The following is a 13,152-nucleotide window of genomic DNA, read 5'->3' as shown; positions in this document are numbered from 1 at the left end:
CTTCATGTCCGCCACCACCACCGAACACGTCGAAAATATCGGCTCATCCCGAATAGGACTCGGATTTTTCGAGTTCATCATCACCATCGCCCTGATGACGGCGAGCGTCGCCATCGCCATCGACATCATGCTGCCGGCCCTGCCCGCCATCGGCCAGTCTTTGAATGTTGCCAATACCAATGACACCCAGCTGGTCATCGGCATCTTCTTCCTCGGGTTCGGCTGCTCGCAAATCGTCTTCGGCAGCCTCTCCGACACGTTCGGGCGCCGCAACATCCTGCTCGCCGGCCTCGTGTTCTTCACCCTGACGATGTTCGGCGCAGCCCTGACCCAGAGCTTCGAAATGCTGCTTCTCCTGCGTTTCGTGCAGGGCATTGGCGCCGCAGCCGTTCGCATCACCACGATGGCGATCGTGCGCGACTGCTTCGGTGGCCGTGAAATGGCTCGGGTGATGTCCTATGTGATGATCGTCTTCATGATCGTGCCGATCGTCGCGCCGTCGCTCGGCCAAGCCGTCATCTACTATGCCAACTGGCACTGGATCTTCATCCTGCTCGGCTGCGTCGGTGCCGTCCTGTTCGTCTGGGCCGGCATGCGTCTGAAGGAATCACTGCCGGCAAGCGAGCGCTTGCCGCTGTCGGTCGCCTCCGTCACCTCCGGCTTCCGCACGGTGCTGACCAACCGCGTCACCTGCGGCTACATGATCGGCCTGACGCTGTTCACCGCCGTCATCTGCGCCTATATCGTCACCGTCCAGCAGATTTTTGGCGAGGTCTATGGCCTTGGCGACTGGTTGCCGATCGCCTTTGCCGGCACGGCCGGCGGTATCGCGGTTGCCAATTTCGCCAACGGCTATTTCGTCCGCAGCTTCGGCATGCGGCGCATTTCGCACGTGGCGATGATCCTGTTCACGCTGCTGTCGGGCGCGGGGCTGTTGCTTTCGCTTGGTGGCCGCCCGGACTTCCTGGTCGCCTACCTGCTGTTTTCCGTGCTTTTGATGATGTTCGCCGTGATCGCCACCAATTTCACCGCGATCAGCCTCGAACCGATGGGACACCTGGCAGGCACGGCCACCGCCATCACCGGCTTTGTCTCGACAACCGGCGGCGCGCTGATCGGCGGCACTGTCGGCCAACTGTTCAACGGCACGGTCCAGCCGCTGTTCGCCGGTTTTACCGCCTTTGGTGCAGTGACCATTGTTGCCGTTCTCTGGGCGGAAAGAGGCAAGCTCTTCACCCATCCGGGCGACGATCACGCCACGCTGGAAGGCGCTGGCGGCCATATGTAAGCCGCTGAGACGAAACGAAAAAAGGCCCGCCAGAAAAATTCCTGGCGGGCCTTTTCCAATCAGCAATGTCTTGCCTCAGACGGTAAACACCTCGCGGCGCAGCATCTCCCAGCAATCCTTGTCGGAAGCCAGAAGCAGGCCGCCATCGACGTGATGCGGCAGGTACGGCGAACCATCGAACCGGGCAGCATAGGCGCCGGCTTCCTGGGCAATCAGCGTACCGGCAAGGTGATCCCAAGGCATCAGCTTCTGATACATCAGGAAGTGGAAGTGACCGCCGGCAAAGCCGCGATATTCGTGCGCCGCGCAGCGGTAGCTGGTGGCGATGCGGACCTTGGCCATATTGCCCATGACGATCCGGCGGTTTTCAGGCGAGTAGAATCCGGTCGAAGCGCAGCCGACCAGGCTTTCCAGCGGCACGGACGGAACAGTCGAGAGCTGCTCCTGCGACCCATCAGCCTTGCACAGCCAGGCGCCGGAACCCTTTTCGGCAATCACCCAGTCATTGCCCATCGGATCGTAGATGAGACCGGCGACCGTCTCGCCCTTGGAGACGACGGCGGCCATGACGCCGAACAGCGGCAGACCCGCCGCATAGTTGAACGTGCCATCGATCGGATCGACGACGATGGCGAGGTCAGCCCCGGCCAGGCTGTCGAGCAGTGCCGGGTTGGCGGCGACGGATTCTTCGCCGATGAACAGTGCATCGGGTGCAAGTTCCGCCATCCGCGCCTTGATCAGCCGTTCGGCGGCTTCATCCGCCTCAGTTACCAGATCGATCGCCTCCGACTTCATCCGCACGTCGCCAGCACCGAGATTGCGGAATTTTGGCAGGATTTCCTTGAAGGCGGCTTCCTGCAGGATATTGGCGATGGCAGCGATATCGATGGCAGACGTCATGCTTTGGGCTCCGCGAAGAGAGATTGGAAATCGAACAGCTTTGGGTCGAGCAGATGCGACGGATTGACGTGGCCGAGTGCCCGCAGCATCGTGTCCTTGCGGCCGGGCATGCGGCGCTCGATGTCCGACAGCATCGCCTTCATCGCATTGCGCTCCAGTCCATCCTGCGTGCCGCAGAGGTCGCAGGGAATGATCGGGAATTCCATCGCAGCCGCAAATTTGGCGAGATCGTCTTCGGCGGCATAGGCGAGCGGCCGCATGACCATCAGATCGCCTTCGTCGTTCAAGAGCTTGGCCGGCATCGTCGCCAGCCTGCCGCCGTGGAAGAAGTTCATGAAGAAGGTTTCGAGAATATCCTCGCGGTGATGACCGAGCACCAGCGCGTCGCAACCTTCCTCACGGGCAATCCGGTAGAGATTGCCCCGGCGCAGGCGCGAACAGAGCGCGCAATAGGTGCCACCGGCAGGAACCTTTTCCTTCACGATCGAATAGGTGTCGCGATATTCAATCCGGTGCTTGACGCCGATCGATGTGAGATAGTCCGGCAGGACATGCTTGGGGAAATTCGGCTGCCCCTGATCGAGATTGCAGGCGACGAGTTCGACCGGCAGCAGGCCGCGCCATTGCAGATCCATCAGCAGCGCCAGCAGGCTATAGCTGTCCTTGCCGCCGGAAACGCCGATGAGCCAGCGATTCTGGCCCTTCAGCATGCCGAAATCCTCGATCGCCTGGCGCACCTGCCGCAGCAACCGCTTGCGCAGCTTGTTGAAGGAGACGGAGGCAGGCATCTTTGCAAAGATCGGATGCATCGCGTCATCGCCGGCATGATCCGGGCTGGGCGAAAGATTTTCGAGGTCGGCGGCCGACGGCTGAAAGGCAATATCCATGACAAAGTCCCGGATGAAAGGGCGCGCAGGCAAAAAACGGCGCGCGGAAACGATGCCCTGCACTTGCCCGTCTAAAGCAGCAAGATCAAGGAAAATGCACAGGATCCGGTGTGAAACTTCCGTAACGTCTGCTTAAGCGCCGAACACGGACCATCCCGTGCGGCTGGCCAGCATTTCAAGGGCCAGCGAACCGAGCAGCGAATTGCCGTTGTGATTGAGCCCCGGCGACCAGACGGCGACGGAAGCCTTTCCGGGGGCAACACAGAGAATGCCGCCGCCGACGCCGCTCTTGCCCGGCAGGCCGACGCGATAGGCGAAATCCCCAGAACCGTCATAATGGCCGCAGGTCAGCATCAAAGCGTTGATACGCCGTGCCCGCTGTTTGGAGACAACAGAATGTTTGGTCAGCGGATTGGTACCGGACGCGGCCAGGAACAGCCCGGCCTTGGCCAGCTGGACACAGCTCATCGCCAGCGCGCATTGATGAAAATAGACACCAAGCACGTGCTCGACGGGATGATCGAGCTTGCCGAAGGAGCGCATGAAATTGGCCAGCGCGAAATTCCGGTAGCCGGTCGCCTCCTCGGAACGCGCCACATCGGCGTCGATGAGGATATCGTCCTCGTCGGCCAGATAACGCACGAACCGGACCACTTCGCCGATAGCTTCCTTCGGCGTATGACCGGCCAGCACCAGATCGGTAATGGCGATCGCCCCGGCATTGATGAACGGATTGCGCGGGATTCCGTGTTCGTGCTCAAGCTGGACGATCGAATTGAAGGCCGACCCGGAGGGTTCGCGGCCGACGCGCTTCCAGATGTTTTCGCCATGCTTGCCGAGCGCCAGCGTCAGCGTGAAAACCTTGGAAATGCTCTGGATCGAGAATGGCACCTCAGCATCGCCGGCCATATGCACATCGCCGTCGACGGTGACGATCGCCATGCCGAAACGCTTCGGATCGACGCGGGCGAGCTGCGGGATGTAATCGGCCACCTTGCCCTCGCCGAGCCGTGGCGCAAGCTCGCGGTGGATATCATCGACAATCGACTGCAGGTCCAACGGGCCGGGCATCGGTCATTCTCCGCATGAGATTTGGTGGAGATTGGGCAACAAAAAAGCCACCCATCTCTGAGTGGCTTTTCCGAATTTCACAAGGCCGGGCCTCTAAGAAATTATCGCGAATAGAATTCGACGACAAGGTTTGGTTCCATGATGACCGGGTAAGGAACGTCGGCCAGGGCAGGAATACGAGCGAAAGTCGCAACCATCTTGTTGTGATCGACTTCGACGTAATCCGGAACGTCGCGTTCAGCGAGCGAAACGGCTTCGAGAACCGAAACGAGCTGCTTGGACTTTTCGCGAACTTCGATCACGTCGCCAGCCTTGCAGCGGTACGAACCGATGTTGACGCGAACGCCGTTGACCTTGACGTGGCCATGGTTGACGAACTGACGGGCAGCAAAGACCGTCGGAACGAACTTGGCGCGGTACACGATCGCGTCGAGGCGCGATTCGAGCAGGCCGATCAGGTTTTCAGACGTGTCACCCTTGCGGCGGTCAGCTTCGGCGAAGATCGCACGGAACTGCTTTTCGCGGATGTCGCCGTAATAGCCCTTGAGCTTCTGCTTGGCGCGCAGCTGCACGCCGAAGTCGGAAAGCTTGGACTTGCGACGCTGGCCGTGCTGGCCAGGACCGTATTCGCGACGGTTCACCGGGGACTTCGGACGGCCCCAGATGTTCTCGCCCATACGGCGGTCAATTTTGTACTTAGACGATTCGCGCTTGCTCATCGTATTTCCCTTCAACAGGTTACACCGGTCTGTTGCCAAACCGGATCAAGGAAACACGCCCTCCTCTGAACTTCTTTTGAAAGCTCTGACAGGTTTCTCACATTACGCTAACGGAGAATCCACGGGACATGTCAAATAAAACACCGGGCATTTCGGCCCGGCGTTGTGGCGGCTTTAGTCACTTCACCCTCTATTGTCAAACGAATTTGCGTTTCCGCGCACGAGATTCAACGCGTATCGCACTCCGTCCGCCGCTCCACCGAGACCAGCAACTTCCGCAACAATGCCGCCAAGTCCGTTCGCTCCTCAGCGCTCAAATCCGCCATGAAGGATGCCTCGCTGGCCATATAAACGCGAAACGCCGCCTCGGCAAGCCGTATGCCCTCCTCCGTCAGGCCGACGACCATACTGCGTCCGTCGGCCTGCGAACGCTCGCGAAGGATCAGCCCCGATGTCTTCAGCCTGTCCAGCCGATGCGTCAGCCCGCCGGACGAGATCATCAGCGACGTATAAAGCTCCGTCGGCGTCAGCCTGTATGGCGGTCCTGACCGCCTCAGCGTCGATATGACATCGAACTCGCCCCGATCGAGACCGAAGGACGCAAAGGTCGCCTCGATCGACGGACGCACCAGATTGGCCAGCCGGTAGGCGCGACCCAGAATGGCCATGGGTTGGGTGTCGAGATCAGGCAACTCCCTTTGCCACTGCCCGCGCAGACGGTCCACGTGATCGGTGTTTTCCTTGTCTTCCATCACGGGTGCGCCTTTCAGAAACCCAAACTATCTTGACGAGAAGACAGTTTGGTATAATATCTTCCTGTCGAGATATATAGTCCTTTGTTCTAATTCACCAGACCGCAAAACGGAGGCCAGCATGTTCCATGTCATTTCCCGCACCGAGCAGGATCAGCGGTCGAACAGGACAGTCCTGTTCGAGGGCGCAGAGTACGACACGCCAATTTCGATTTTCCTGGTCGACAACGAAACCGGCCAGGGACCGGCGCTGCACACGCATCCGTATAGTGAAACCTGGATCGTCCGATCCGGCCAGGCGCAGTTCACCGTCGGGCTTGAAACGCTCGATGCTAAAGTGGGCGATATCATTGTGGTCAATGCCGAAACACCGCACCGTTTCGTCAATACGGGACCCGACAGGCTCGAACTCACCTGCATTCACGCATCCGAACGCGTCATCCAGACCTGGGTCTGACAATCCCGCGATTGTTGACTGCCTTATTCCGCAGCGTTCCGGCTACCCGCATCATCATAAACAGCATCGGCAGCACCGGGCGCCGTTTCCACTTGCAGGTCCGGAAACGCCACGATGCGTTTGCCGGAAAGGTCGCTGTGAACGACGATCAGGCCCTGCTCCTCGAAATAACCGAGCAGACGGCGGGCGCGGCGGGCGGAATGCGTGCCATAGGCGCGCGCAATCATCGCATCCGACGGGCATGGCAGGTTGCGCACGGCAGATTGCGCCACCAGCAGGAACACGCCCTGCAGATCGTCCGTGACATTGCGTGACAGGTTAAGCGCGGATGCCCAGATTTCGGTCGCGGCCGTCTCGGCATCGACGCCGGACCGGCCAACCGCCATCTTGCGGCGGAAGGCGCTCAGCGACAGCGGTGCACCGGGAACGCGGCGGATCCGGCAACGAACGAGAAAGTCCTGAAAAAGCTCGGCATCGGCGCGGAACGCTGCGTCGGGATGTTCGAGGATCTCGGCAAGCAGGCCGTCGAGCAGCGCTTCGCGCTCCTGAACCGGCATTTCCGGCACCGGTGCCTTCGGCTCTGTAAGACCGATCGGTTCCGGGCGCGGCCGCGAAAGCTCGGCAAGGATATCGGTGGCCGGGCGCGGCTGGGCGCTGGGACGGCGCATGATCGGCCGGATCAGTTCGTCCGGGTCGGGCGTGAAGATCAGGTCCTCGACATCGGCGACCGCTTCCGGCAGCGGCGTCAGCTTCGGGCTGGTAGAGCGGGCCGAGGTCTCGACATGGCCGATGGTCACCGGCAGCGGACGCCGCGACAGAGCGGGGCCGAGCGCCACGAAAGAACCGCGTTTCAGGTCGCGGAACATTTCGGCGGTGCGGCGGTCCATGCCGAGCAGATCGGCGGCGCGCGCCATGTCGATATCGAGGAAGGTGCGGCCCATCAGGAAGTTGGAGGCTTCGGCGGCAACGTTCTTGGCAAGCTTTGCCAGCCGCTGCGTGGCGATAACACCGGCCAGGCCGCGTTTACGGCCACGGCACATCAGGTTGGTCATAGCGCCAAGAGAGATTTTGCGCGCCTCTTCCGAGACGTCACCGGCAACCGACGGCGCAAACATCTGCGCTTCGTCGACAACCACCAGCACCGGATACCAATAATCACGATCGGCATCGAACATCGCATTGAGAAAGATACCGGCGCTGCGCATCTGCTGCTCGATATCCAGTCCCTCCAGCGAAAGCACGCAGGAGACCCGGTGCTGGCGGATACGGCTGGCGATGCCGATCAGCTCGGCTTCCGTACGCTCGCCCTCGATCACCACATGGCCAAACTTGTCGGCCAGCGTGACGAAATCGCCTTCCGGATCGATGATGCACTGCTGCACCCACGGGGCGGACTGTTCCAGCAGACGGCGCAGAAGGTGCGATTTTCCCGAGCCGGAATTTCCCTGCACCAAAAGACGCGTCGCCAGAAGCTCCTCGATATCGAGCGGAACGGATGCGCCATCGGACGCCGTCCCCATGTCGATGCCGACTTTCATATCCACCTCGTTCAAAATGCCATGCCGGATGCGCCGCCACGAACCCGCAAGCGTTGACCCCTACCACCAAACCGCCTGTGTGGGGCGCCAATCGCAGCAAAACCCACAGCTAAGACAGCCGATCTTCAGAAATAAAGCCTGTGCGTGACTGTGCTGTTTTCCAGAACCGGCGAAAATCCGAGGCGCTCGTAGAATTCGAACGCCTGCGGCGGCGCTCTTGTGTTCAAAAACCGGAAGAAATCGGCTGCATCCCTGACAATGAAGCGGACCAGCTGGCTGCCGATACTCTTGCCCCGATGAACCGGTGCCACATAAAGATGTCGAACGCGGCCCGCAGCCGCATTACCGGCGAACGGATCGACATTGCGGCCGCAGACACCAGCAAGCACGCCATCAACAATCGCCCCGGCAAGGATTTCGCCTGGGCGATCGAACCGGTTGAGGCCGGACATCCAGTTTTCCTGCAACCGGGCAAGCATGCGCTGCCCCTCGGCAACGCTTGCCTCCCGCAAGGCTGCGAATCCATCAAAGTCAGGCGTTATCGGCACGATCTGCATCACGTCAGATGGCCTACGACACAGTCAGCCCAAATCCTTGCAGCAGTCGGCGTGTAGTAAAGTCCGGGTGCCCCGACGTGAAGATAGCCGGATCGATGCCGTTCAAGGGCTCAAAACCATCCGGCAGAGGCACGAGGCTGCGCGCGCGGCGGGCAATCGCCTCGGCCGGATCGAGCCAATCCACCGGCCAGGGTGCCAGGCGGCGAAAGACATTGGCCATAAAGGGATAATGCGTGCAGGCCAGCACGACGATGTCGGTCTTCCTGCCATCCTTCTCGACAAAACACTGCTCGATCTCGGATAGAACCGCCGCGTCCTCGATCGGCTCACCGCGAATATAGGCTTCCGCCATGCGTGCCAGGTTTTCCGAGCCGACGAGGCGGACATGGCATTGCGTAGCGAAAGACTGGATGAGATCGCGGGTATAGGCGCGCTTGACGGTGCCGGGCGTTGCCAGCACCGAAACGAGGCCGGAGCGCGTCCGCTCCGCCGCAGGCTTGATCGCCGGTACCGTGCCGACGAAGCGCATCCCGGGGAAGGCCGCGCGCAGATCGGCGCCGACCAGCGTGAAGGCTGTATTGCAGGCGATAACGCAGATTTCGGGATCGTGCTCGGTGAGCAATCTGGCAAACAGCGAGATGACGCGCTGCTTCAGCGCTTCCTCTTCCCAGCCGCCATAGGGAAAGCCGGCATCATCGGCGATGTAGATAAAATGCCGCTCCGGCATCAGCACGCGCGCTTCGCGCAGCACGGTCAGCCCGCCGATGCCGCTGTCGAAAACCAGGATGGGTTTTAGCTCAGGTATCGTCACCGGCGTCGTCAACCTTGTTCGCGCGCGAATTTTCCGGCGCTCCGGTACCGCGCGGCGCCTCGCGGGTGAAACGGTCGAGCGACGAGATGACGCCGCGCACCAGACGGATTTCAGATTCGGTAAAGCCAGGGCGGGTCAGGACTGCACGCAAATTGTCGACCAATTTCGGCTTTTTGGCGACCGGCCGGAAGTACCCGCGCGCCTCCAGCGCCTCCTCGACATGATCGAACAGTCCCTGCAACTGGTCCTTGGTCGCCGGGTTCTGCGGCAATGCCTGGAAGGAGGTTTCCTCCCTCGATTCCATGGATGTCTTCAGCCATTCGTAGGACATCAGAAGAACCGCCTGCGCCAGATTGAGTGAGGCAAAGGCCGGGTTGACCGGGAAGGTGACGATCTCGTCGGCGAGCGCCACCTCTTCGTTGGTGAGCCCGGTACGCTCGCGGCCGAACAGGATGCCGGTCACCTCGCCCATGTTGAAGCGGCTGCGCAGCGTCTCGGCGGCGACCAGCGGCGAACGCACCGGCTTGTAGCCGTAACGGTCGCGTGCGGTTGTCGCATAGACGAAATTCAGGTCGGCGATCGCTTCCGGCACGGTCTCATAGACCTTGGCCGCGTCGATCACATGATCGGCCCGGCTTGCGGCAGAGCGGGCCTTTTCGCTTGGCCAGCCATCGCGCGGGCTGACCAGCCGCAACTCGGAAAGACCGAAATTGGCCATGGCCCGCGCCACCATGCCGATGTTCTCGCCAAGCTGCGGATGCACCAGAATGATCGCCGGTCCTTCGGTGAGAAGTACGCGCTCGCTGTTGGTTCCTGCCATTCCGGTACTTTCGTCTCTGTTTCAGCGCCTGGATTTCAGCGCTTCCTTGCATAGATGCGCGGATTTTGAAAGCCGCAACCCGCGACGGCCTATTGCGGATTGGTGACGCCCTGGCTGGCGATCCCCTGCAATTCCCCCTTGAGCGAGCCTGTTTCGCCCGTCCGGACAATATCGTCGATGACAGCTTTGCCGCCCTCCTCGATCACCATGAAATGCAGTTCGCTCGGTTTCCAGTCGCTCGCGCGCTCGCCAAAACAATGGCTATTGTCGAAAGTGACCTTCACGTCGCTTTTACCATCCGCCTCCGGACCAGCGATGATGGACAGGTCCTTGATCGAGCAGCTATCCTGACCGCTGACAATCACATCATAGTCAAAGGGCGAATCGCCTTCGTCATAGGCCGGGAATTTTGCCGCCTCACGGTAGGTCTTGGCGAAATCCTGGCTATAGATGCGGCCCAGTCGTGCCTTAGAGAAATAGTCCTCGCCGGATTGCGCCTCTTCCGCCCAGCCCTTGACCGCCTCCTGCATGATCTCGTTGACGGGGGCCGCCGGGTCCGCCGCCTGCGCCGTCGAAAAGGCCGCGCAGGCAAGAACAACAAGCATCAACCGTTTCATCGACCATCTCCAATTTAAGGCGCAGCTGGTCTGCCGGCGCCACACCATGTTCGGTTGGTCATAACCATTTTCTGAGCGTCAGGCGAGGCCGGAATGAGCGGCAGAGCCCCTCGCCCACCAGCAGCAATGTAGTATCCGGCTAATACCCGGCAGGGCAACGCCCGTGGCATCCTGCCTGCCGACGCAACCCGATGGAGGATATGATGGGCGGCAAGAAAATTCTGATGATCTGCGGCGATTTCACCGAGGACTACGAGACGATGGTGCCGTTCCAGGCGCTGCTCGCGGTAGGGCATACGGTTCACGCGATCTGCCCCGGCAAGGCGGCCGGCCAGCAGATCGCCACGGCCATCCATGATTTCGAGGGCGACCAGACCTATTCGGAAAAACGCGGCCACAATTTCACCCTGAACGCGACCTTCGCCGAAACCAAGGTCGAAAGCTACGACGCGCTGGTTATCCCAGGCGGCCGCGCACCGGAATATCTGCGGCTCGATGCCAACGTCATCGCCATGGTTCGACACTTCTTCGACGCAGGCAAACCGGTGGCGGCGATCTGCCATGGTGCGCAATTGCTGTCGGCGGCCGGCGTGCTGAAGGGACGCACCTGCTCTGCCTACCCCGCCTGCCGTTTCGACGTCGAGCTTGCCGGTGGACATTATGCGGATATCCCGGTGGACCAGGCAGTCACCGACGGCAATCTGGTGTCGGCACCCGCTTGGCCCGCCCACCCCGCCTGGATCGGCCAGTTTCTGACAGTGCTCGGCACGGAAATCCGCCACAGCAAGCCGTTGACAAGATCAGCCGCCTGACAGCGGCCTTGCCAAACCGCACCGAAGGGTGAACACTTCAGGCCGGAGTTCTGGGAGGAACGGATGTGCAGGCTATTCATCGGCGCCGACCCGGCGCTCTGGCAAAGTGTCACCCGCTCGGTGCGGATCGACGGGGTAGCGACAAGCATCAGGCTTGAAAGCTTCTTCTGGTCCATTCTGGACGATATCGGCGGCCGCGACGGCATGTCGGTTGGCCGTCTGATTGGCCGGCTCTATGTCGAATCGCTCGGCGAAGGCCATCCGCCGGAGAATTTCACATCCTTCCTGAGGGTTTGCTGCGGCCGCTATCTGGCGCTGCAAGTCGAGGGGCTCGTGCCAACTGATCGCCATACACCGATTGCCGCGCTCGATGCGGACAGCATTCTTGTCCGCGAGGACAGACGCTATGCAAAACCGCGCGCTGCAGATTTTCCGCGCTCCGTCCGGGGCCATTGAACAGAGGTTTTGCAATCGGCAGGCAACGCAGGCGGAATCGCGCGCGTATGTCTTTGCCTGTGGTGAACTGGATGCTATAGGGGCGCAAACCCTTCTCCATCCAACCCCATGCAGAGGTTTGCAACATGACAAAGATCAAGGTCGCCAATCCGGTCGTCGAGCTCGACGGCGATGAAATGACCCGCATCATCTGGCAGTTCATCAAGGAAAAGCTGATCCATCCCTATCTGGATATCGATCTGGAATATTACGACCTTGGCATGGAAAACCGCGATGCGACAAACGATCAGGTGACGATCGACAGCGCCAACGCCATCAAGAAGCACGGCGTCGGCGTCAAGTGCGCGACCATCACCCCGGACGAACAGCGCGTCGAGGAATTCGGCCTGAAGAAGATGTGGAAGTCGCCGAACGGCACGATCCGCAACATTCTGGGCGGCGTCATCTTCCGCGAACCAATCATCTGCAAGAACGTGCCCCGGCTTGTTCCCGGCTGGACCAAGCCGATCATCGTCGGCCGTCACGCCTTCGGCGACCAGTACCGCGCCACCGACTTCAAATTCCCCGGCAAGGGCAAGCTGACGATGAAGTTCGTCGGCGAAGACGGCACGGAAATCGAGCACGAAGTCTACGACGCGCCGGCCGCCGGCGTTGCCATGGGCATGTACAACCTCGACGAATCGATCACCGATTTCGCCCGCGCATCGCTGAACTACGGCCTGCAGCGCGGCGTTCCGGTCTATCTGTCGACCAAGAATACCATCCTCAAGGTCTATGATGGCCGCTTCAAGGATATTTTCCAGGCTGTCTTCGACGCCGAATTCGCGGACAAATTCAAGGAAGCCAAGATCTGGTACGAACACCGCCTGATCGACGACATGGTCGCTTCGGCGCTCAAGTGGTCCGGCGGTTACGTCTGGGCCTGCAAGAACTACGACGGCGACGTCCAGTCCGACATCGTGGCCCAGGGCTTTGGTTCGCTCGGCCTGATGACCTCGGTTCTGATGACGCCGGATGGCCAGACGGTCGAAGCCGAAGCCGCCCACGGCACGGTGACGCGCCACTACCGCCAGCACCAGAAGGGCGAGGAAACCTCGACCAACTCCATCGCCTCGATCTTCGCCTGGACGCGTGGCCTTGCCCACCGCGCCAAGCTCGACAACAACACTGAGTTGGCAAAGTTCTCCGACACGCTGGAAAAGGTCTGCGTCGACACGGTCGAAAGCGGCTTCATGACCAAGGATCTGGCGCTGCTGATCGGCCCCGACCAGCCATGGCTTTCCACCACCGGCTTCCTCGATAAGATCGACGAGAACCTGAAGAAGGCAATGGCTGCCTAAGCACACACAGAGTCATCAACAGATAACCCGGCCACCGTGCCGGGTTTTTTTATGGAACCTTCTTATGCTTCGCCCGTTCGCGATGTGAGACCCTTGCATGCTGCGCTGCATGCTTCACCTCCCAAAA

15 protein-coding genes are annotated in these 13,152 nt (G+C 60.7%); 5 read left to right on the top strand and 10 right to left on the bottom strand.

Features of this window, described 5'->3' with window-relative positions; translation table 11 throughout:
* The first annotated feature begins 4 nt into the window (after positions 1–4).
* Positions 5–1,288, top strand: coding sequence for a multidrug effflux MFS transporter (locus ACP7BS_RS03935; protein ID WP_426236244.1), 1,284 nt, complete (start codon positions 5–7; stop codon positions 1,286–1,288).
* A 75-nt stretch (positions 1,289–1,363) separates the two neighbouring features.
* On the opposite strand, the gene ACP7BS_RS03930 is transcribed toward ACP7BS_RS03935, so the two are convergent.
* The 5 genes from ACP7BS_RS03930 to ACP7BS_RS03910 form a co-directional block, all read right to left on the bottom strand.
* Complete coding sequence (locus ACP7BS_RS03930) at positions 1,364–2,188, bottom strand: inositol monophosphatase family protein (RefSeq protein WP_426228263.1); 825 nt, start codon at positions 2,186–2,188, stop codon at positions 1,364–1,366.
* Entirely contained in the window at positions 2,185–2,997 is an 813-nt protein-coding gene (gene ttcA / locus ACP7BS_RS03925) for a tRNA 2-thiocytidine(32) synthetase TtcA (protein ID WP_426236483.1), read from the bottom strand. Before ttcA ends, ACP7BS_RS03930 begins: the two co-directional genes overlap by 4 nt.
* Positions 2,998–3,207: 210 nt before the next feature.
* Entirely contained in the window at positions 3,208–4,146 is a 939-nt protein-coding gene (locus ACP7BS_RS03920) for a glutaminase (protein WP_426228259.1), read from the bottom strand.
* Positions 4,147–4,247: 101 nt separating this feature from the next.
* Positions 4,248–4,865: a 30S ribosomal protein S4 gene (gene rpsD / locus ACP7BS_RS03915; protein ID WP_113244728.1), complete on the bottom strand. Its 618-nt coding sequence runs from the start codon at positions 4,863–4,865 to the stop codon at positions 4,248–4,250.
* 227 nt (positions 4,866–5,092) lie between these two features.
* Entirely contained in the window at positions 5,093–5,617 is a 525-nt protein-coding gene (locus ACP7BS_RS03910; protein WP_426236242.1) for a MarR family winged helix-turn-helix transcriptional regulator, read from the bottom strand.
* A 121-nt stretch (positions 5,618–5,738) separates the two neighbouring features.
* Between ACP7BS_RS03910 and ACP7BS_RS03905 the strand changes: the two genes are divergently transcribed.
* Complete coding sequence (locus ACP7BS_RS03905) at positions 5,739–6,074, top strand: cupin domain-containing protein (protein ID WP_426236240.1); 336 nt, start codon at positions 5,739–5,741, stop codon at positions 6,072–6,074.
* Positions 6,075–6,097: 23 nt separating this feature from the next.
* On the opposite strand, the gene ACP7BS_RS03900 is transcribed toward ACP7BS_RS03905, so the two are convergent.
* The 5 genes from ACP7BS_RS03900 to ACP7BS_RS03880 form a co-directional block, all read right to left on the bottom strand.
* Positions 6,098–7,612 carry a helicase HerA domain-containing protein gene (locus tag ACP7BS_RS03900; protein WP_426236238.1) on the bottom strand — a complete coding sequence of 505 codons (1,515 nt, stop codon included), beginning with the start codon at positions 7,610–7,612 and terminating at the stop codon, positions 6,098–6,100.
* Between the two features lie 125 nt (positions 7,613–7,737).
* Positions 7,738–8,124, bottom strand: a complete 387-nt coding sequence (locus ACP7BS_RS03895; RefSeq protein WP_426236236.1) for a GNAT family N-acetyltransferase — start codon at positions 8,122–8,124, stop codon at positions 7,738–7,740.
* Positions 8,125–8,182: 58 nt separating this feature from the next.
* Positions 8,183–8,980 carry a glutamate racemase gene (gene murI, locus ACP7BS_RS03890; RefSeq protein ID WP_426236235.1) on the bottom strand — a complete coding sequence of 266 codons (798 nt, stop codon included), beginning with the start codon at positions 8,978–8,980 and terminating at the stop codon, positions 8,183–8,185.
* Positions 8,967–9,800 (bottom strand): RNA methyltransferase, encoded by an 834-nt coding sequence (locus ACP7BS_RS03885; protein WP_426236233.1) that lies wholly within the window; start codon positions 9,798–9,800, stop codon positions 8,967–8,969. Before ACP7BS_RS03885 ends, murI begins: the two co-directional genes overlap by 14 nt.
* An 89-nt stretch (positions 9,801–9,889) precedes the next feature.
* Positions 9,890–10,417, bottom strand: coding sequence for a hypothetical protein (locus ACP7BS_RS03880; protein WP_426228249.1), 528 nt, complete (start codon positions 10,415–10,417; stop codon positions 9,890–9,892).
* A 203-nt stretch (positions 10,418–10,620) separates the two neighbouring features.
* Between ACP7BS_RS03880 and ACP7BS_RS03875 the strand changes: the two genes are divergently transcribed.
* From ACP7BS_RS03875 to ACP7BS_RS03865, 3 genes are all read left to right on the top strand, one after another.
* Positions 10,621–11,229, top strand: a complete 609-nt coding sequence (locus tag ACP7BS_RS03875) for a DJ-1/PfpI family protein (RefSeq protein ID WP_426236231.1) — start codon at positions 10,621–10,623, stop codon at positions 11,227–11,229.
* Between the two features lie 63 nt (positions 11,230–11,292).
* Positions 11,293–11,685 carry a ribbon-helix-helix domain-containing protein gene (locus ACP7BS_RS03870; protein WP_426236229.1) on the top strand — a complete coding sequence of 131 codons (393 nt, stop codon included), beginning with the start codon at positions 11,293–11,295 and terminating at the stop codon, positions 11,683–11,685.
* Positions 11,686–11,810: 125 nt separating this feature from the next.
* On the top strand, positions 11,811–13,025 hold the full coding sequence (locus ACP7BS_RS03865; protein WP_426236227.1) for an NADP-dependent isocitrate dehydrogenase: 1,215 nt from the start codon (positions 11,811–11,813) through the stop codon (positions 13,023–13,025).
* Positions 13,026–13,152: the final 127 nt, after the last annotated feature.

The sequence above is a fragment of the Pararhizobium sp. DWP1-1-3 genome (assembly GCF_049896125.1).
Classification (GTDB): Bacteria; Pseudomonadota; Alphaproteobacteria; order Rhizobiales; family Rhizobiaceae; genus Pararhizobium.
The sequence above is the reverse complement of the archived record's forward strand: the minus strand, read 5'-3'. Positions and strand labels throughout refer to the sequence as shown.

What these genes read in the sequence shown, in the direction of transcription:
- ACP7BS_RS03935 (WP_426236244.1), top strand. Translation starts at nt 5, where the DNA reads ATGTCCGCCACCACCACCGAACACGTCGAAAATATCGGCTCATCCCGA.
- ACP7BS_RS03930 (WP_426228263.1), bottom strand. Translation starts at nt 2,188, where the DNA reads ATGACGTCTGCCATCGATATCGCTGCCATCGCCAATATCCTGCAGGAA.
- ttcA (WP_426236483.1), bottom strand. Translation starts at nt 2,997, where the DNA reads ATGCATCCGATCTTTGCAAAGATGCCTGCCTCCGTCTCCTTCAACAAG.
- ACP7BS_RS03920 (WP_426228259.1), bottom strand. Translation starts at nt 4,146, where the DNA reads ATGCCCGGCCCGTTGGACCTGCAGTCGATTGTCGATGATATCCACCGC.
- rpsD (WP_113244728.1), bottom strand. Translation starts at nt 4,865, where the DNA reads ATGAGCAAGCGCGAATCGTCTAAGTACAAAATTGACCGCCGTATGGGC.
- ACP7BS_RS03910 (WP_426236242.1), bottom strand. Translation starts at nt 5,617, where the DNA reads ATGGAAGACAAGGAAAACACCGATCACGTGGACCGTCTGCGCGGGCAG.
- ACP7BS_RS03905 (WP_426236240.1), top strand. Translation starts at nt 5,739, where the DNA reads ATGTTCCATGTCATTTCCCGCACCGAGCAGGATCAGCGGTCGAACAGG.
- ACP7BS_RS03900 (WP_426236238.1), bottom strand. Translation starts at nt 7,612, where the DNA reads ATGAAAGTCGGCATCGACATGGGGACGGCGTCCGATGGCGCATCCGTT.
- ACP7BS_RS03885 (WP_426236233.1), bottom strand. Translation starts at nt 9,800, where the DNA reads ATGGCAGGAACCAACAGCGAGCGCGTACTTCTCACCGAAGGACCGGCG.
- ACP7BS_RS03880 (WP_426228249.1), bottom strand. Translation starts at nt 10,417, where the DNA reads ATGAAACGGTTGATGCTTGTTGTTCTTGCCTGCGCGGCCTTTTCGACG.
- ACP7BS_RS03875 (WP_426236231.1), top strand. Translation starts at nt 10,621, where the DNA reads ATGGGCGGCAAGAAAATTCTGATGATCTGCGGCGATTTCACCGAGGAC.
- ACP7BS_RS03870 (WP_426236229.1), top strand. Translation starts at nt 11,293, where the DNA reads ATGTGCAGGCTATTCATCGGCGCCGACCCGGCGCTCTGGCAAAGTGTC.
- ACP7BS_RS03865 (WP_426236227.1), top strand. Translation starts at nt 11,811, where the DNA reads ATGACAAAGATCAAGGTCGCCAATCCGGTCGTCGAGCTCGACGGCGAT.